At 73.9% G+C, this 17,190-nt stretch carries 14 protein-coding genes; 9 read left to right on the forward strand and 5 right to left on the reverse strand.

Annotation, left to right across the window (positions count from 1 at the left end; genetic code table 11):
- Positions 1–8 precede the first annotated feature (8 nt).
- The 3 genes from ABNF97_RS12320 (at position 9) to ABNF97_RS12330 (ending at position 4,180) form a co-directional block, all read left to right on the forward strand.
- On the forward strand, positions 9–2,039 hold the full coding sequence (locus ABNF97_RS12320; RefSeq protein WP_349338598.1) for a bifunctional adenosylcobinamide kinase/adenosylcobinamide-phosphate guanylyltransferase: 2,031 nt from the start codon (positions 9–11) through the stop codon (positions 2,037–2,039).
- The gene (locus ABNF97_RS12325; RefSeq protein WP_349338599.1) at positions 2,032–2,802 is read left to right on the forward strand and encodes an adenosylcobinamide-GDP ribazoletransferase; all 771 of its coding nucleotides are present in this window, start codon (positions 2,032–2,034) and stop codon (positions 2,800–2,802) included. Before ABNF97_RS12320 ends, ABNF97_RS12325 begins: the two co-directional genes overlap by 8 nt.
- Before the next feature lie 85 nt (positions 2,803–2,887).
- On the forward strand, positions 2,888–4,180 hold the full coding sequence (locus tag ABNF97_RS12330; RefSeq protein WP_349338600.1) for a DUF2314 domain-containing protein: 1,293 nt from the start codon (positions 2,888–2,890) through the stop codon (positions 4,178–4,180).
- A gap of 76 nt (positions 4,181–4,256) precedes the next feature.
- Here the strand turns inward: ABNF97_RS12330 and gcvT are convergent, their stop codons facing one another.
- Positions 4,257–5,444, reverse strand: a complete 1,188-nt coding sequence (gene gcvT / locus ABNF97_RS12335; protein WP_349338601.1) for a glycine cleavage system aminomethyltransferase GcvT — start codon at positions 5,442–5,444, stop codon at positions 4,257–4,259.
- A gap of 230 nt (positions 5,445–5,674) precedes the next feature.
- Between gcvT and ABNF97_RS12340 the strand changes: the two genes are divergently transcribed.
- The gene (locus ABNF97_RS12340; protein WP_349338602.1) at positions 5,675–7,255 is read left to right on the forward strand and encodes a leucyl aminopeptidase; all 1,581 of its coding nucleotides are present in this window, start codon (positions 5,675–5,677) and stop codon (positions 7,253–7,255) included.
- Between the two features lie 50 nt (positions 7,256–7,305).
- Here the strand turns inward: ABNF97_RS12340 and ABNF97_RS12345 are convergent, their stop codons facing one another.
- Positions 7,306–7,632, reverse strand: a complete 327-nt coding sequence (locus ABNF97_RS12345) for a hypothetical protein (RefSeq protein ID WP_130460807.1) — start codon at positions 7,630–7,632, stop codon at positions 7,306–7,308.
- A gap of 267 nt (positions 7,633–7,899) precedes the next feature.
- Here ABNF97_RS12345 and lpdA point away from each other — a divergent pair, with 267 nt between their 5' ends.
- From lpdA to ABNF97_RS12365, 4 genes are all read left to right on the forward strand, one after another.
- Positions 7,900–9,288, forward strand: coding sequence for a dihydrolipoyl dehydrogenase (gene lpdA, locus ABNF97_RS12350; protein WP_349338603.1), 1,389 nt, complete (start codon positions 7,900–7,902; stop codon positions 9,286–9,288).
- Positions 9,289–9,357: 69 nt separating this feature from the next.
- Positions 9,358–11,196 (forward strand): 2-oxoglutarate dehydrogenase, E2 component, dihydrolipoamide succinyltransferase, encoded by a 1,839-nt coding sequence (sucB, locus tag ABNF97_RS12355; RefSeq protein ID WP_349338604.1) that lies wholly within the window; start codon positions 9,358–9,360, stop codon positions 11,194–11,196.
- 73 nt (positions 11,197–11,269) lie between these two features.
- Positions 11,270–12,172: a TIGR01777 family oxidoreductase gene (locus ABNF97_RS12360; protein ID WP_349338605.1), complete on the forward strand. Its 903-nt coding sequence runs from the start codon at positions 11,270–11,272 to the stop codon at positions 12,170–12,172.
- Between the two features lie 253 nt (positions 12,173–12,425).
- Complete coding sequence (locus ABNF97_RS12365; RefSeq protein WP_349338606.1) at positions 12,426–12,851, forward strand: hypothetical protein; 426 nt, start codon at positions 12,426–12,428, stop codon at positions 12,849–12,851.
- A gap of 25 nt (positions 12,852–12,876) precedes the next feature.
- Here ABNF97_RS12365 and ABNF97_RS12370 read toward each other — a convergent pair whose 3' ends face one another.
- Entirely contained in the window at positions 12,877–13,269 is a 393-nt protein-coding gene (locus ABNF97_RS12370; protein WP_130460812.1) for an SCO5389 family protein, read from the reverse strand.
- 111 nt (positions 13,270–13,380) lie between these two features.
- The gene (locus ABNF97_RS12375) at positions 13,381–14,454 is read right to left on the reverse strand and encodes an ATP-binding protein (protein WP_349338607.1); all 1,074 of its coding nucleotides are present in this window, start codon (positions 14,452–14,454) and stop codon (positions 13,381–13,383) included.
- A 118-nt stretch (positions 14,455–14,572) separates the two neighbouring features.
- Here ABNF97_RS12375 and ABNF97_RS12380 point away from each other — a divergent pair, with 118 nt between their 5' ends.
- Positions 14,573–16,402, forward strand: a complete 1,830-nt coding sequence (locus ABNF97_RS12380; RefSeq protein WP_349338608.1) for a DUF6311 domain-containing protein — start codon at positions 14,573–14,575, stop codon at positions 16,400–16,402.
- A gap of 167 nt (positions 16,403–16,569) precedes the next feature.
- Here the strand turns inward: ABNF97_RS12380 and ABNF97_RS12385 are convergent, their stop codons facing one another.
- Complete coding sequence (locus tag ABNF97_RS12385) at positions 16,570–17,172, reverse strand: hypothetical protein (RefSeq protein WP_349338609.1); 603 nt, start codon at positions 17,170–17,172, stop codon at positions 16,570–16,572.
- Positions 17,173–17,190: the final 18 nt, after the last annotated feature.

Consider the following 17,190-nt stretch of genomic DNA (forward strand, 5'->3'; position numbering starts at 1 on the left):
GTACGGACATGTCCGTTGACGGGTGGAGCAGGCTTCTGGTGCTGGGCGGGATCCGCTCCGGCAAGTCCGAGTTCGCCGAGTCGCTGCTGAAGGACGTACCGGTTGTCCGTTATGTCGCGACAGCCGCGACCGACCCGGACGACCCGGACTGGACGGCGCGGATCGACGCCCATCGGCTCCGCCGGCCGGCGGGCTGGACGACCGAGGAGGCCAACGCCGACCCGTCCCGGCTCGCCGAACTGATCGCCGACGCCGGCCCCGGCGACACGCTGCTCGTCGACGACCTCGGCGGCTGGGTGACCGTGCTGCTCGATCCGGCGCACCAGCCCGCCGACGACGTCGCCACCATCGGCGAACTCGGCGCCGCGATCCGGGACTGCCCGGCCAGGCTGGTGCTGGTCAGCCCCGAGGTGGGGCTGTCGACCGTGCCGGTGACCCCGCTCGGGCGGGCCTTCGCCGACGCGCTCGGCACCACCAACCAGGCGGTCGCGGACGCCTGCGACGCGGTGGTGCTGGTAATCGCCGGACAGCCGGCCTGGCTGAAGGCCGGGGCGGACCGGCCGGCGCCGACGCCGGGCGGTGCCGGCCTGCCGGGCGTACCGACGCAGGCCGACCGGGCCACCGCCGACCGGACCACCGCCGACCGGACCGCTGCCGACCGGGCCGCTGCCGCCCCCTCGGCCTGGACCGAGGTGATGGGCGAGGTGCCGCAGGTCCTCCGCCCGACCGTGCTGCCGGCGGCGGCGGCCGATCCCGTGCCGTCGCCGGGTACCGCGACCACGCCGGGGTGGACCGCGCCGACCATGACACTGCCGGTGGTCGCCACCGGCCTGGTCATCCAGGCCGGGATGGACCTGCCGATGCCGGACGAGTACGCCGGCCCGGCCGCCGTCGACCGGCTCGGCACGCTCGATCTGCCCGGCAGCGGCCTCGGCCGCCTGGACCGGGTGGTCTCGTTCGCCGCCGCCACGCAGGGTACGCCGACGCCGCAGCCGTGGCGCTCGGTCCGGGTACTGCTGCTGCACGGCGACCACTCCGGCGGAGCCGCCGCCGGCACGGTTCCGGGCGAGTCCGCCCGCCGCGCCGAGCAGGCCAGGCGGGGCGCGGGGCCGATCGCCCGGCTCGCCGCCGAGGCCGACGCCACCCTCCAGGTGGTCGAGGCGCCGCTGTCCCGGCCCATCGAGGAGGGCCCGGCGCTGACCGCCGACGAGGTCGAGGCGGCCCTGCGCTACGGCTGGCGGCTCGCGGAGGAGGCGGTGGAGGCGGGCGTGGACCTGCTGGTCCTTGCCGCCTGCGGTGCCGGTACCGGGGCCGCCGCCGCAGCCGTGCTGGCCGCCACGACCGGTGCCGAACCCGCGGCGGTACTCGGCCGGGTGGTGACGCCCGGCGGGCAGGTGGACGACGAGGCGTGGATGCGTCGCTGCGCGGCGGTACGGGACGCGATGCACCGCACCCGACGCAGCCCCCGGGACGCCAAGGACGTACTCGCCGAACTCGGTGGCGGCGACCTGGCGATCGCCGCCGGCGTGCTGCTCGGCGCGACGGCCAGACGTACCCCGGTGCTGCTGGACGGGCCGGTCGGGGTGGCGGCCGGCCTGGTCAGCCGGGACCTCGCCGGTCAGGCCCGGCACTGGTGCCTGCTGCCGGACCACGGCGGCCAGCCGGCCGTCGAGTTCGGCGCCGACGTGCTCGACCTGAGGCCGCTGCTGGACCTGCGGCTCGGCCTCGGCGAAGGCGCCGCGGCACTGGCCGCGCTGCCGCTGCTGCGCGCCGCGCTGACCCTCGCCGGCGCCCTGCCGGTGCATCCGAGCCTGGCGACGGAGCCGGCCGACCCGGCGACCGAACACCCGGAACCGGCCACCGAAGGCCCGGAACCTCCTACCGAAGGCTCGGAACCGGCCACCGAGAGCCCCGGACGGAACGACGGCGCCCCGGATGACGACTGGGAGTTCATCGAGCCGTCACCGACCGGTCCCGGCCCCACCGCCGTGCCCGAGGACGGGCGTCGGGACGGCGCCATCGTGCCACCGGGTGTCTGAGGGCCGGCTCGCCGACGGCGGCCGGCTTGCACTGACCACGTTCACCGTCGCGCCGCTGCGGGCCGGTCGGGTCGACCGGACCACCGCCGGTACGGCGATGATCCTGGCCCCGGTGGTCGGCGCGCTGCTCGGGGTACTCCTCGCCGGAGTGCTCGGCGGGCTGGGCGCGCTCGCCCCGCCGCTGGTCGCCGGCGTGGTGACCGTGGCGGTTGCGGCGCTGCTGACCCGGGGACTGCACCTGGACGGGCTGGCCGACACCGTGGACGCGCTCGGCTCGTACCGCTCCGGGGAGGCGGCGCTGCGGATCATGCGGCAGCCGGACGTCGGCCCGTTCGGGGTGACCGCGCTGCTCCTCGTACTCCTGCTCCAGGCCGCCTCCTTCGCGGCGCTGGCCACCCGGCCGTGGAGCGCGCTGCTCGCGGCGCTGGCCGCCGGAGCCGCGACCGGCCGGCTGGCGGTGACCTGGGCCTGCCGGCGCGGCGTCCCGGCGGCCCGCCCGGAGGGGCTCGGCGCGCTGGTCGCCGGCACCGTCGGCCCGGCGGCACTGGTCGGGCTCTCGGCCGGGGTGGCGCTGCTCGCCGTGCCTGCGGTGCCGGATCGCCCCTGGCAGGGTCCGCTCGCCGTCGCCGTGGCGCTGGCCGGCACACTGCTGCTGGTCCGGCACGTGGTACGCCGGCTCGGCGGCATCACCGGCGACGTGCTCGGCGCGGCCGTCGAACTCGCCAGCACAATGTGCTACCTGGGTGTCGTGCTGACCGGCTGACCGGGGCTGGCGTTCGCGGGTAGCGTTCGCGAAAAGGACACCAGCACGAGTACCAGGCCAACAGGCGGTCGAGCGGGGGAACGTAATGCTCATCACGGACGATTTCCTGCCCGTGCCGGTCCCGGAGTCGCTGACAGCGACCTACCTGGTGCCCACCACCGGCCAGGTCGACCCCGCCCCGACCGAGGCGGTGGCGGCGCTCGGCGGGCGGCTCCCCACGCCCGTGCACGACCTCGCCCGGCAGATGCTGGACAGCCCGCTGATGACGGTCGACACCCGGCCGATCGCCGAGTTTCCGCACCTGCCGCCGGACCTGCTCACCGCGTTCGGTGCCACCGACACCCAGTTGGCCCGGCTGGACGCCGCCACCGACCTGGTGGTGGTGCAGGCCAGCTACCGGCCCGGCTGGCCGCCCGCGCACGAGTGGGCGGCCCGTACGGTCGCCTGCGCCGTCGCCGAGTCTCTCGGCGCCGACGTGGTGGACGTCTTCGCGTTGCAGTTCCTGGACCCGGCCACCGCGCTGCGCTCGCTGCCGGATGCCGAGGGCAGGGTACGCCTGATCGACTGGGTCCTGGTGCCCTACTCGTCGGACGACGACGGCCTCTGGTTCACCACCAAGGGACTGCGCCGGTTCGGGCTGCTGGAGTTGCAGGCCCAGGGGGTGCCGACGCACCTGACCCGGGCCTGGGGCGCGGTGATGACCGGGGTGGCCCGGCGGCTGCTCCGGGCCTGGACCGACGGGCTCTCCGACAGCGAGGTGCCGGCCTTCGTCCAGTTGCCGGTGGTCACCTCGGTCAGCGGGCACGACATCGCGGTGGCGTACGGCAACCCGCAGCAACACGACACCACCGGCCCGGCTGCGCTGCGGCTGGAACTCGACCCGGCCACCGACCCGGACGCCGACTCGTTCCTGACCCTGCTACCGCCGTCCGGCCATCCCGGTCCGACCGGACGGTACTTCGCCGCGGTCTGCGCCGCGCTGTTCGGCGCCGCCGCCCAGTCCGACGTCCGGTACGCCCGGCCGGACGACGCGATGGCCCGGGCGATCGCCACCGCCCGGGACGGGCTGCCCGGCATCCGGGAGCGGTTCCTCGCCGGCACCCTGCCCGACGGGGTGCAGTTGCTGGTCAAGTACGGCCTGCCGACCGACGAGGGACCGGAGTTCGTCTGGGCCGGGGTCACCTCGTGGGCGAACCCGGAACGGATCGTCGGGGCCAGCGTCAGCGACGCCGCCGCCGATCCGGCGGTCCGGATCGGTCAGCCCGTCGTGGTGGACGCCGTCGACGTGGTCGACTGGGCCCTGCTGGACGGCAGCGGGGTGATCGAGGGCGGCTGGACGCAGGCGGTACTCGACGCTGGCGACCGCTCGCAGCGCTGACCACGCCCCCATCCGCCGCCCCCTCGATCCCACCCCGCCTGGACTCCCGGTCTCGCCGAACGGCGGCGGCGGGCCGCTACTTCACGGACGGTTGGACGAAGGGGGGACGCATCACCCGCATCGCCGCGCGGCGGCCCCGCACGTCGACCTCGACCTCGTCGTCCTGGCCCAGCCCGGCGGCGCTGTCCAGCAGGGCGAGGGCGATACCGGCCTTCCGGGTCGGCGAGAAGGTGCCGCTGGTGACCGTGCCGACGGGCGTTCCGTCGGCGGAGAGCACCGTCATGCCCGGCCGCGGGATGCCCCGGTCCAGCGCCAGCAGCCCCCACAGGGTGCGCCGCGGCCCGGCCGCCTTCTCCGCGAGCAGCGCGTCCCGTCCCCAGAACGCCGGCTTGTCCCAGCCGACCGCCCAGCCCGCCCGGGCCTGCACCGGGGTGATCTCCGGGGAGAGATCCTGGCCGTGCAGCGGGTAGCCCATCTCGGTCCGCAGGGTGTCCCGGGCGCCGAGCCCGCAGGCGCGGATCCCGTACGGCTCGCCGGCCGCCAACAGCGCGTCCCAGACCGTGGTCGCCGCCTCGGCCGGCACCACCAGCTCGTACCCGTGCTCGCCCGTGTAACCGGTCCGGCAGACCACCAGCGACACCAGGTCGCCGTCCGGGGTGTCCGCCCCGGTGCTGGAGAGGCCGAGTTCGGCGGTGGAGAAGCTCATGTAGTCGTGCCCGGTGGGCAGTCCAAGGCTGCCGAGCAGCTCGGCCGAGCGTGGCCCCTGGACCGCCAGCACGGCGTACGCCTCGTGCTCGTTGGTCACGGTGATCCCGGCCGGCGCGGCGGCGCGGAGCCGGCGTACCACCTCGGCGGTGTTGGCGGCGTTCGGGATCAGGAAGACGTGCTCGGAACCGTGCAGGTAGGCGATGATGTCGTCCACCACCCCGCCGGTCACCTCGTCGCAGCAGAGCGTGTACTGCGCCCGTCCCGGCCCGATCCGGCCGAGGTCGTTGCTGAGGCAGGCGTTGACGAAGTCCGCCGCCCCCGGGCCGGTGACCCGGGCCTTGCCCAGGTGGGAGACGTCGAACACGCCAACCCCGGTACGCACCGCGGTGTGTTCCCGGAGGACTCCGCCGCCGGCGTACTCCAGCGGCATGGACCAGCCGCCGAAGGCGGCGAACTTGGCGCCGAGCGCGGCGTGCCGCTCGTGCAGTGGCGATCGTCGAAGTGCGTCGGCGGAAGGTTCCGGGGTCTCGCCGGTCACCTGCGTCGGGTTGGTCATGGGTCGCAACCTACCTGTCCGTCGAGTCGGCCCTGGGCCGCGACCTACCTGTGCGTCGGATCGGTCCTGGGCCGCGACCTACCTGCGATCCGGCTGATGGTTAGCATCGGCGGGACCCGTCCGGCGGATCGTCGGCGGGACAGTCCATCCGTCCGGCGGGTAGGTTGCGCCGGAGACCACAACGCCCGGCCGCAACCAGGCGGCCGGCCACGCCCGTCCGGAGCCGCACAGTGACATCGCCCAGCACCACCCTCAGCCTGGTCGACACCGACCCTGCCGAACTCGCCGTCGACGCCGTCGTCATCGGGTTGCACAGCCAGACGGTGGACGAACCGGGTCCGACCACGAACTTCGCCGGGACCCTGCTCCTCGCGACCGGCGCGGAGAGCATCGCCGCGGCGTTCGACGGCAGGCTGACCGAGACCCTGGCGCTGCTGGGCGCCACCGGCAGCCCGGGCGAGGTGGTCAAGCTGGCCACCCTGGGCACCGTGACGGCGCCGCTGGTCGCCGCCGTCGGGCTCGGCCCCGAGCCGACCGGCGCGGCCCCCGCACCGGAGACCCTGCGCCGGGCGGCCGCCTCCGCCGTCCGGGCGCTGGCCGGCACCGAGCGGATCGCGCTGACCCTTCCGGTACCCGACGACGAGGACGGCCCGGCCGCGCTACGCGCCGCCGCCGAGGGTGCCCTGCTCGGCGCCTACCGGTTCGCCGGTTACAAGACCCGGCCGCAGCCGACCCGCCGCCCGGCGGTGGCCGCGATCGCGGTGCACGTGCCGGACGCCGGTGACGACCGGGCCCGCGAGGAGGTCAACCGGGCCGGTGTGGTGGCCCGGGCGGTCGCCCGGACCCGGGACTGGGTGAACACGGCACCGAACGAGCTGCGCCCGCCCGCCTTCGCCGACTCGGTGGCCGCCGCCGCCCGGGAGGCGGGACTCGGCGTGGAGGTCCTCGACGAGCGGGCACTGGCCGACGGCGGTTACGGCGGCATCCTGGCCGTCGGGCTCGGCTCGGAGGCGCCGCCCCGGCTGGTGAAACTCTCCTACGACCCGGCAGCCGCCGGTGAGGGTGCGGTGAAGCGGCTGGCGCTGGTGGGCAAGGGCATCACCTTCGACACCGGCGGCGTCTCGATCAAGCCGGCCCAGGGCATGTGGGAGATGAAGTCCGACATGGCCGGCGCGGCGGCGGTCGCCGCCACCATGCTGGCGATCGCCGAGCTGAAACCGGCGGTCGCGGTGACCGGGTACCTGCCGATGGCCGAGAACATGCCGTCGGCGACCGCGTACCGTCCCGGCGACGTGGTCACGATGTTCAACGGTAAGCGGGTCGAGGTGCTGAACACCGACGCCGAGGGCCGGATGGTGCTCGGCGACGCGATGGCCCGGGCCTGTGCGGACGGCTGCGACTACCTGGTCGAGACCTCCACCCTGACCGGTGGTCAGGTGGTGGCGCTCGGCAAGCGGGTGGCCGGGGTGATGGGCAGCGCCGACCTCTGCCAGCGGGTCCAGCGGGCCGGTGACGCCGCCGGCGAGCCGACCTGGCCGATGCCGCTGCCGGACGACGTGCGGAAGGGAATGGACTCCGAGGTCGCGGACATCTCTCAGGTCAACGCGACGATGGACCGGGCCGGCCACATGCTCCAGGGCGGTGTGTTCCTGCGCGAGTTCGTCGCCGACGAGGTGCCGTGGGCGCACATCGACATCGCCGGGCCGAGCTACCACGCGGGCGAGCCGACCGGGTACTGGACCAAGGGCGGCACCGGGGTGCCGGTCCGTACCCTGCTGGAGCTGGTGGACGACATTGCCGCCAACGACTGATCCGCCGGCCGGCCGCCGACCCGCAGACGGGGTCGGCGGTGGCCGGGCGGTCAGCCGGTGGGCCGCCGTTTGCGGCGCTCGTTGAAGTCGCGCATCCGCTGCGGATAGCCGACCAACCGCACGTCGTAGACCGGGATCGCCATCTTGTGGGCGAACCGCCGGGCACCGTCCGGGCCGTCGATGCGGCGCCGGGTCCATTCGCCATCGTGCGCGATCAGCATCACGGTGGTCTCGGTCACGGTCGTCCGGGGCTCGATGAACGCCTCGACCCCGCGCCTCGACCGGACGAACTGCTCAAGATGATCAAGATCCGCACGGTTTGCGGGACGGTCACCCGCCGTGACAACCGCCTTCTTGCGTCGGCGAAACCAGGCCAACCCGACCCTCTCCTCCCCGGCACGCCGCCCCTCGGCGACAGTGGCGACTTCCGGCAAGCGTACGTCCCTACGACGTGTCCTTGGGCACCTCGGTACGCGGCCCGCTTCCACTAGTGACAAGATGACCGAGGTGGGCGCTCCCCGGTCCGACTGACAGTTCCGGAGAAAGTCCATGCCCCCGCCGGGCGGAGAACCCGACCGGGGGGTGGCGGTATGCCCGGTTGACCGGCATCCCCTCGTAGCAGCGACGCGACCTGGGAGTTAACTGTGAGCGAGCCGAACGGCGGAACGTTCGATGTCGTCATCCTCGGAGGTGGCAGCGGCGGGTACGCGGCGGCGCTGCGCGCCGCCCAACTGGACCTCTCGGTCGCGATGATCGAGAAGGCCAAGGTCGGCGGCACCTGCCTGCACAACGGCTGCATTCCGACGAAGGCGCTGCTGCACGCGGCCGAAATCGCCGACCAGACCCGCGAGTCCGAGCAGTTCGGCGTCAAGGCCGAGCTGGTCGGCATCGACATGGCCGGCGTCAACGCCTACAAGGACGGTGTGGTCTCGCGGCTCTACAAGGGCCTCCAGGGGCTGGTCAAGGGTGCCAAGATCACTCTCGTCGAGGGCGAGGGCAGGCTCGTCACGGCCGACACCGTCGAGGTGGACGGGGCCCGCTACACCGGCCGCAACGTCATCCTGGCCACCGGCTCGTACGCCCGGACCCTGCCCGGTCTGGAGATCGACGGCGAGCGGGTGATCACCAGTGACCACGCGCTGACCCTGGACCGGCTGCCGGCCTCGGCGATCGTGCTCGGCGGCGGCGTGATCGGCGTCGAGTTCGCCAGCGTCTGGAAGTCGTTCGGGGTCGACGTCACGATCATCGAGGCGCTGCCCCGGCTGGTGGCGGCCGAGGACGAGGAGTCGTCCAAGGCGCTGGAGCGGGCGTTCCGCAAGCGCGGCATCGGGTTCAAGACCGGCAAGCGCTTCGAGAAGGTGGAGCACACCGAGAAGGGCGTCAAGGTCACCATCTCCGGTGGCGAGACCTTCGAGGCCGAGCTGCTGCTCGTCGCGGTCGGCCGCGGCCCGAACACCGCCAACCTCGGCTACGAGGAGCAGGGCGTCAAGCTCGACCGGGGCTTCGTGCTCACCGACGAGCGGCTGCGCACCGGCGTGCCGAACGTCTACGCCGTCGGCGACATCGTGCCCGGCCTCCAGCTCGCGCACCGCGGCTTCCAGCAGGGCATCTTCGTGGCCGAGGAGATCGCCGGCCGCAACCCCGCCGTGATCGACGAAAACGGCATTCCCCGGGTCACCTACTCCGACCCGGAGCTGGCCTCGGTCGGGCTCACCGAGGCCCGGGCCAAGGAGCAGTACGGCGCCGACAGGGTGAAGACCTACAACTACAACCTCGGTGGCAACGGCAAGAGCCAGATCCTCAAGACCGCCGGCTTCGTCAAGCTGGTCCGGGTCGACGACGGTCCCGTGGTCGGCCTGCACATGGTGGGTGCCCGGGTCGGTGAGCTGGTCGGCGAGGCGCAGCTCATCTTCAACTGGGAGGCGTACCCGGCCGAGGTGGCGCAGCTCATCCACGCCCACCCCACCCAGAGCGAGGCGCTCGGCGAGGCTCACCTGGCCCTGGCCGGCAAGCCGCTGCACGCACACGCCTGACCACAGAATCTCCGCGCGCGCCCGACGAAACCGGGCCAGGATCGCACAGGCCACGAAGGAGTATGAAACATGCCGGTATCGGTCACCATGCCCCGGCTGGGCGAGAGCGTCACCGAGGGCACCGTCACCCGGTGGCTGAAGCAGGAGGGCGACCGCGTCGAGGTCGACGAACCCCTGCTCGAGGTCTCCACCGACAAGGTCGACACCGAGATCCCCTCCCCGGCCGCCGGCGTGCTGGCCCGGATCGTGGTGAGCGAGGACGAGACCGCCGAGGTCGGCAGCGAGCTGGCGGTGATCGACGGCGACGGCGAGCCCGGCGGCGAGTCCCGGCCGGCCCAGCCTGAGCAGGCCGAGGCCGAGCCGGAACGGGCCGAGGCGCAGCCGGAGCAGGCCGCGGCCACCCCGTCGGCCGAGGCGGCGGAGCCGGCCGGTCAGCCGGAGCAGGCCGAGCAGCCCGAGCCGGAGACGGTCGCGGCGCAGACCGCGCCGGCCGGCGACTCCGGCACCGTGCTCAAGATGCCGGCGCTGGGCGAGAGCGTCACCGAGGGCACGGTGACCCGCTGGCTGAAGAAGGTCGGCGACACCGTCGAGGCCGACGAGCCGCTGGTCGAGGTCTCCACCGACAAGGTCGACACCGAGATCCCCTCCCCGGCCGCCGGCACCCTGCTGGAGATCCGGGTCGGCCAGGACGAGACCGCGCCGGTCGGCGCCGATCTGGCGGTGATCGGCGCCGCCGGAGGTGCCGCCCCGGCCGCCGAGCCGGCGAAGCCCGCTCCGGAGGCCGCGAAGCCGACCCCCGAGCCCGAGCCCGAGCCCGAGCCCGAGACGGCGACGGCGGCGGCAGGTGCGTCGTACGAGTCCCCGGCACCGGAGACCGAGCGTTCCGAGCAGCCGGTCCGGACCGAGCAGGCTGCCCAGCCGGCTGCGGCGCGTACCCCGGCCCCGGCGCCGTCCCGCGAGAACGGTGCCGGCTACGTCACCCCGCTGGTCCGCAAGCTCGCCAGCGACCAGGGTGTCGACCTCTCCACGGTCAGCGGTACCGGGGTCGGTGGCCGGATCCGCAAGCAGGACGTGATAGAGGCGGCGGAGCGGGCCCGCGCGGCCGCACAGGCCCCGGCCGCACAGCCGGCCACGGAGGCCGCCGCCCCGGCTGCACCGGCGCCGAAGGCGGCACCGAGCCCGCTGCGCGGCAGCACCCAGAAGCTGACCCGGATCCGCGCGGTCATCGCCAGGCGGATGCAGGAGTCGCTGCACGAGACGGCGCAGCTCACCACGGTCATCGAGGTGGACGTCACCAGGGTCGCCCGGCTGCGGGCCAGGGCCAAGGAGACGTTCCTCCAGCGGCACGGGGTCAAGCTGTCGTTCCTGCCGTTCTTCGCGCTGGCCGCCGTCGAGGCGTTGCAGACCTACCCGGTCGTCAACGCCCGGATGGACCTCGAAGCCGGGACGATCACCTACCCGGAGGCGGAGCACCTCGGCATCGCCGTGGACACCGAGCGCGGCCTGATGGTGCCGGTGATCCACAACGCGGGGGACCTGAACCTGGCCGGGATCGCCCGCAGGGTCGCGGACCTCGCCGAACGGACCCGTACCAACAAGATCAGCCCGGACGAGATCGCCGGTGCGACCTTCACGCTGACCAACACGGGCAGCCGGGGCGCGCTCTTCGACACCCCGATCGTCCCAGCGCCGCAGTCCGCGATGCTCGGCACCGGCGCGGTGGTCAAGCGGCCGATGGTGATCAACGACCCGCAGCTCGGCGAGGTGATCGCGCCGCGCTCGATGATCTACCTGGCCCTCTCCTACGACCACCGGCTGATCGACGGTGCGGACGCCGCCCGGTTCCTGTCCGCGATCAAGGAGCGGCTGGAGGCCGCCCAGTTCGAGGCCGAACTCGGGCTGTCCTGACCGCACCAGAACGTCCCGCGGGGCGTCCGGCCGCCGGCCGGACGCCCGGGGCGGAGTGGGCGAAGATACGAGGATGCGAATCCTGATTGCCGGCGCGTCCGGCTGGCTCGGTACCCGTCTGACCGGTCGGCTCCGGGCAGCGGCGCACGACATAGTCCGGCTGGTCCGGCGCCCGGCTCGGGGCCCGGACGAGGTGCGCTGGGATCCCGCCGCCGGCCAACTCGACCCGGCGAATCTCTCCGGCGCCGACGCGGTGATCAACCTGGCCGGCGCCAACGTCGGCGACCGGCGCTGGACCTCGGGCTTCAAGGAGGTGCTCCGGGCGAGCCGGGTCGACAGCACGGCGACGCTGGCCAGGGCGATCGCCGCGCTGCCGGCCGAACAGCGGCCCCGGGCACTGTTGAACGGCTCGGCGATCGGCTGGTACGGCGACACCGGCGACCGGCCGGTCGAGGAGGACGAGCCGGCCGGGGACGGCTTCATGGCCGACCTGTGCAGGGTCTGGGAGGCGGCGACCGCGCCCGCCGAGCAGGCCGGGGTCCGGGTGGTACGGCTACGCATCGGCCTGCCGTTGGAGCACACCGGCGGGCTACTCAAGCCGCAGCTGCTGCCGTACCGGCTGGGGATCGGGGGCAAGTTCGGCAGCGGCCGGCAGTGGATCCCGTGGATCTCGATGGCGGACTGGCTGGCCGTGATGACGTTCCTGCTGGACCGCGAGGAGATCGCCGGCCCGGTCAACGTCGTCGGCCCGGCGCCGGTGACGAACGCCGAGTTCACCAAGGCGCTGGGCCGGGCGCTGCACCGGCCGACCGTGATGCCGGTACCCGCGATCGCGCTGCGGATCCTGCTCGGCGGGATGTCGGTCGAGCCGCTGCGCAGCCTCCGGGTACTACCGGGGGTGCTGAACCGGGCCGGGTTCGAGTACCGGCATCCCGACCTGCCCGGTGCGCTGGAAGCCGCGCTGGCCGGTCGCTGAGCCGGGCCGAGGAAAGCCGTGGCCGGTCGCTGAGCCGGGTCCAGGAAAGCCGTGGCCGGTCGCTGAGCCGGGTGGAGGATCGCCGTAACGGGCGCGGTCGGCCGGAAACGGCCAACGAACGTGAAGGAGTGTGCGAAGGTAATTTCACCTTTCATGCGGACATAACATTCGGTATCCCGACATCCGGGTTACCAGTCCGTCCCGAGGGGTGATCCGCGCCGAGAGGCGGCGCCCGCCCCGGCTGGAGGCCGTAGTGACCGTGCAGGACCGCACCGGCCGACCGGTCATCCCGACCCGCTCCCGGCAGGCGATGGTCGTCACGCTTGCGCTCTGCGCCGGCCTGGCCGCCGCCGGTACGGCGGTCGCCTCACCCGGCCGGCCGGACGGCCGGACCGGCATCGCGGCGGCCGCTCCGGAGCCGTCGGAATCGGCGGAGCCCGGCACCGTCACCTTCCGGGTGATACCCGCGGCGCCGACACCGCAACCGACGGGGCCCACCCCGCAGCCGCCCACCCCCCGACCGGCGCCCTCGGAGCACCTACCGGTCACCGGCGGCGGTGACCCGGCGTCGGCGGGCTGGCTACCGGCGCTCGGCGCCCTGCTGGTGCTCACCGGCGCCCTGATCGTGGCGGTCGCCCGCCGATCCCGCCGCGCCGGCGAGGCGGGGCCCACCGGTTAGCCGGACGGGCCCCGCGACACAGCGGTCAGCAGTCGCGCAGCTCCGGGGACTGGTTGCGGACCTGGGCCAGCGGCGAGACGAACCAGCGGTACGTCGTCCCGCCCACCGCCGCCGGCCGGAACGCGGCCACCCGGTGGCAGTTCTGGAACGCGAGGCGTACCCCGAAGTGGCGTTCCAGTCCGCCCCGGATGGCGTCGCTGGCCAGCGCACGGAGCAGTTGGCCCCGCTCCGCCTCACCCGGCGGCGGTACGGCGTGGTCGGCGTAGTCGGCGGGGGACGCGTGGACCCGGGCCGAGACCTCGGCGACCACCGCCCAGGCGTACGGCAGGGACCGCCGGACACAGTCGACGAACTCCTCGTCGTCGACCCGGCCGGCCTCGGCCCGCTCCAGCAGTGCGGCAGGTACGTCCAGGGACATCTCTTCTCCTGTCGTCGATTCGACCCGATCCGGGCCAGGCGCCCGGACCGGCAACACCTCAGCCGGCGCCATCGCGGCGACCGGACCGAACAGTCCCGACCGGCGACGCCGTCACCCGGCCGGCGCCGGCGATCCGGACACCACCGGCGGCCCGGATACCGTCCCCGTGCGCCGGGTCACCTCGTCGGGCAGCCCGGACACCACCGGCAGCCCGGACACGATCGGCGGCCCGGGCGTGAAGTCCGGGTCCACCTGGTCGGCCAGGTTCTCGCCGATCCGTTCGTTCGCCCAGGCGACCGCGTTGCGCAGGTGGAACTCGACCGCGTGCCGCTGGAAGGTCGCCCAGTCCCGCACCTGTGCGTCGACGGTGGCCCGGAGCAGGTCGAGCGCGGCCCGGTTGGCCGGCTCCAGGGCGTGTAGCGGCGCCGGTACGCCCCGTTCGGCGCCGCGTACGTAGTCGGAGCGGGTCAGCCAGGTGAGCAGGTCGGCGCCGACGTGCTGACGCAGGAACTCCACGTCGGCGTCGTCGTCGACCTTGTTGCCGACCACGTGCACCCGGACGCCGTATTCCCGGGCGTGGCCGACGTACTGCCGGTAGACGGCGACGCTGCGCAGGGTCGGCTCGCAGACCAGGAAGGTGGCGTCGAAGCGGGTGAACAGTCCGGAGGCGAACGAGTCCGCTCCGGCGGTCATGTCCACCACCACGTACTCCCCCGGGCCGTCGACCAGGTGGTTGAGCAGGAGCTCCACCGCGCCGACCTTGGCGTGGTAGCAGGAGACCCCGAGGTCGTCGGCGCCGAACGGGCCGGTCACCGCGAGCCGGACCCCGGCCACCTCGCGGACAACCGCCGCGTACAGCGGGTTGTCGCCGTCGACCGGCAGTAGTCGGGAGCCACGGCCGGGCGGGGTGGTCTTGACCATCGCCGCGGGCGAGGAGATCCGGGGGTTGTCGCCGCGCAGGTACTCCTTGATCAGCGGGAGGTGGTCGCCGAGCGTCGGCAGCCGGGCCGCCTCCGCCTCGGTGGCGCCGAGCGCGGTCCCCAGGTGCTGGTTGATGTCGGCGTCGATGGCGAGCAGCGGCGGCGAACCACCATCGGCCGGGTCGGTGCCGGCGAGATGCCGGGCGAAGAGGGCGGCCAGGGTGGTCTTGCCGCTGCCGCCCTTGCCGACGAACGAAACCTTCACGGTACGGATCCTCCGGTGCACTCTGCGACGTTAATTCAATTGGAAATCATTCCCATCAAGTTCGTCAAGGTTGCCCACCTCCTCGGCGTGTCCGATCCGGGTTGGTAACCTCCGCCCCGTGCCGCACTCCCCGCCCGCGCTCGCCGGGCCGACCTCGCCCCCGTCGCCCAGGCCCCCGGGCACCCGACGGAGCCGCCGGACCGACCTGCTCGTCGCGCTGGTCGCGATCGCCGGGGCGGGCTGGGTCACCAGCGGACTCTGGCCCGACCCGAGCGGGCGGGCGATCACCGTCAACTCCAGCGACCAGGCCCTCTTCGAATGGCTCCTCGCGTACGGCGCACACGCGATCGCCCACGGGCAGAACCCGTTCTTCACCGACCTGCTGAACGTCCCGGACGGGGTCAACCTCGCGGTCAACACCTCGGTCACGGTCTACGCCGTCGTCTTCGCCCCGCTCACATACACCGTCGGCGCCCCGGCCACCTTCCTGGTGGTCCTCACCGGGAACATCGCCGCCACCGCATTCGGCTGGTACTGGCTGCTCTCCCGGAAACTCGTCCGCAGCGCCCCGGCCGCCGTCCTCGGCGGGCTGTTCATCGGCTTCGCTCCGGGCCTCGTCGCGCACGCCAACGCGCACCTGAACTGGAGCGCCGGCTGGGTGGTCCCGATGCTGCTCTGGGGCGTACTCCGGCTGCGCCAGCCCGGCCGGTGGCTGCCGGGCGGGCTGCTGCTCGGGGTACTGGTCGCGGTCGCCTTCTCGATCGCCGCCGAGGGACTCTTCTTCACCGCGCTGGCCTGCGCCGTCTTCTTCGGCACCTGGGCACTGGACCGCCGCCGCCGGGCGGAGGCGCGAGCGGCGCTGCCGGACTTCCTACGCGGGCTCGGCGTCACCGCGCTGACCGCGTTCGTGCTGCTGGCGTATCCGCTCTGGCTGCACTTCCTCGGCCCGCAGCGGTTCCACGGCACCGGCTTCGACCCGGTGATCCACGCCGAGGACATCGCCGCGTACGGGGCGTACCCGCAGCGGACCCTCGCCGGAGTGGCCGGGCTGGACACCTCACTGGCGCCGAACCCGACCGAGGAGAACTCCTTCCTCGGGCTGCCGCTGCTGGTGCTGGCCGTGCTCTGCTTCGTCGTGCTGTGGCGGCGCACCGACCCCGAGCGCCGGGCCACCGTACGGGCGATCGGGGTGACCGCACTGGTCTTCGCCGTACTCTCCTGGGGCCCCCGGGTGAAGATCTTCGGCGAGCACACCGACATCCCACTGCCGTACGCCCTGCTCGGGCACCTGCCGGTCTTCAACGCCGCCCTGCCGTCCCGGCTCGCCCTGGTGGTGGCGCCACTGGTCGGGCTGCTGTTGGCGCACACCGTCGATCTGCTGCGGGCCGGCCCGACATCCCGGCGGGCCCGGGTCGGCTGGGTGGCCGGGTTCGCCGTGGCACTCCTGCCGCTGCTGCCGGTGCCGCTGCTCAGCACCGCCCGGGCACCGATCCCGGAGTTCATCACCGCCGGCACCTGGCGGCAGTACGTCTCCCCCGGCGGGGTGCTGACCCCGCTGCCGCTCACCCTCGACCTGGCCCCGGACGGGCAACGCTGGCAGGCGTACGCGCTCAGCCACCGGCAGGGCGAGTTCCGCATCCCCTCCGGCTTCTTCCTCGGCCCCGGCGGCCCCGACGGCCGGGGACGGATCGGGCCGGTGCCCCGGGCCACCGACGCGCTGCTGATGCGGGTGGCCGAGACCGGCGAGCGGCCGGTCGTCACCGACGCCGACCGGGCCGCCGCCCGGGCCGACCTGCGCCACTGGCGGGTCGAGGCGGTGGTGCTGGCCGACCGGGTGCACGGGGCGAAGTTCCCGATCCACGCCGACGCCCTGCTCGACGTCACCACCGACCTGCTCGGCCCGCCGGAACGGGTAGCCGACGTCTGGCTCTGGCGCCTCACCTTGTGACGCCAGTCGTCCGTGACGCGGTCGCCTGTGACGCGGTCGTCCGTAACGCGGTCGCCTGTGACGCCAGTCGCCTGTGACGCGGTCGCCTGTGACGCGGTCGTCCGTGACGCGGTAGCGTCCGACGTGCCCTGGCCGGCCGGGGTTGCCGGGCCACGCCGCAACGCCGCTCAGGAGTGCGCGGCCAGGATGCCGAGGGTGTAGGCGGCGGCGACCAGGGCGAACATCAGCACCGCGACGCGGCGGAACCGGCGGGACAGTGCCGGCAGCTCGGCGGGCAGGGCGAAGACCCGGCGCGGCCAGCCCCGCCAGGAGACCCACCAGAACAGTCCGGTCGCGGCGGCCAGCAGCACCCCCTTGGCGGCGACCAGCGCCCACCAGACGGCCGGGCGGTCGCCGGCAAGCAGCACCAGGACGAGCCCGGTCACCCAGAGCACACCGACCAGCCCGACGACGGGCCACCGGTTGCCGTGCGCCAGCACCCGCTGCGCCTCCTCCACCCGCTGCGCCTCCGCGATCCGCTGTGCCCCCGCGATCCGCTGCGCCTCCGCGACCTGGTGCGCCTCCGCGTCCTGGTGCGCCTCCGCGTCCTGGTGCGCCTCCGCGTGCCGCGATGCGTCCTCCGCCCGCCGCGCCTCTTCCGCCCCGTCGGAGCCGCCGAGCATCCGGGTCAGTTTCGGCGCCACGACGAAGAGGCTGTACGCCATCGAGCCCAGCCACAGCGCCGAGACCCCGGCGTGCAACAGGACCATCGTGGTCAGCAACTCGTCCATCCGGGCATCATCCCCGCC

The organism is Plantactinospora sp. B6F1 (assembly GCF_040120695.1).
In the GTDB taxonomy this organism is placed as follows: domain Bacteria; phylum Actinomycetota; class Actinomycetes; order Mycobacteriales; family Micromonosporaceae; genus Plantactinospora.

Coding starts and splice junctions, on each gene's coding strand:
- ABNF97_RS12320 (WP_349338598.1), top strand. CDS start 9: ATGTCCGTTGACGGGTGGAGCAGGCTTCTGGTGCTGGGCGGGATCCGC.
- ABNF97_RS12385 (WP_349338609.1), bottom strand. CDS start 17,172: ATGGACGAGTTGCTGACCACGATGGTCCTGTTGCACGCCGGGGTCTCG.
- sucB (WP_349338604.1), top strand. CDS start 9,358: ATGCCGGTATCGGTCACCATGCCCCGGCTGGGCGAGAGCGTCACCGAG.
- ABNF97_RS12330 (WP_349338600.1), top strand. CDS start 2,888: ATGCTCATCACGGACGATTTCCTGCCCGTGCCGGTCCCGGAGTCGCTG.
- ABNF97_RS12370 (WP_130460812.1), bottom strand. CDS start 13,269: ATGTCCCTGGACGTACCTGCCGCACTGCTGGAGCGGGCCGAGGCCGGC.
- ABNF97_RS12360 (WP_349338605.1), top strand. CDS start 11,270: ATGCGAATCCTGATTGCCGGCGCGTCCGGCTGGCTCGGTACCCGTCTG.
- gcvT (WP_349338601.1), bottom strand. CDS start 5,444: ATGACCAACCCGACGCAGGTGACCGGCGAGACCCCGGAACCTTCCGCC.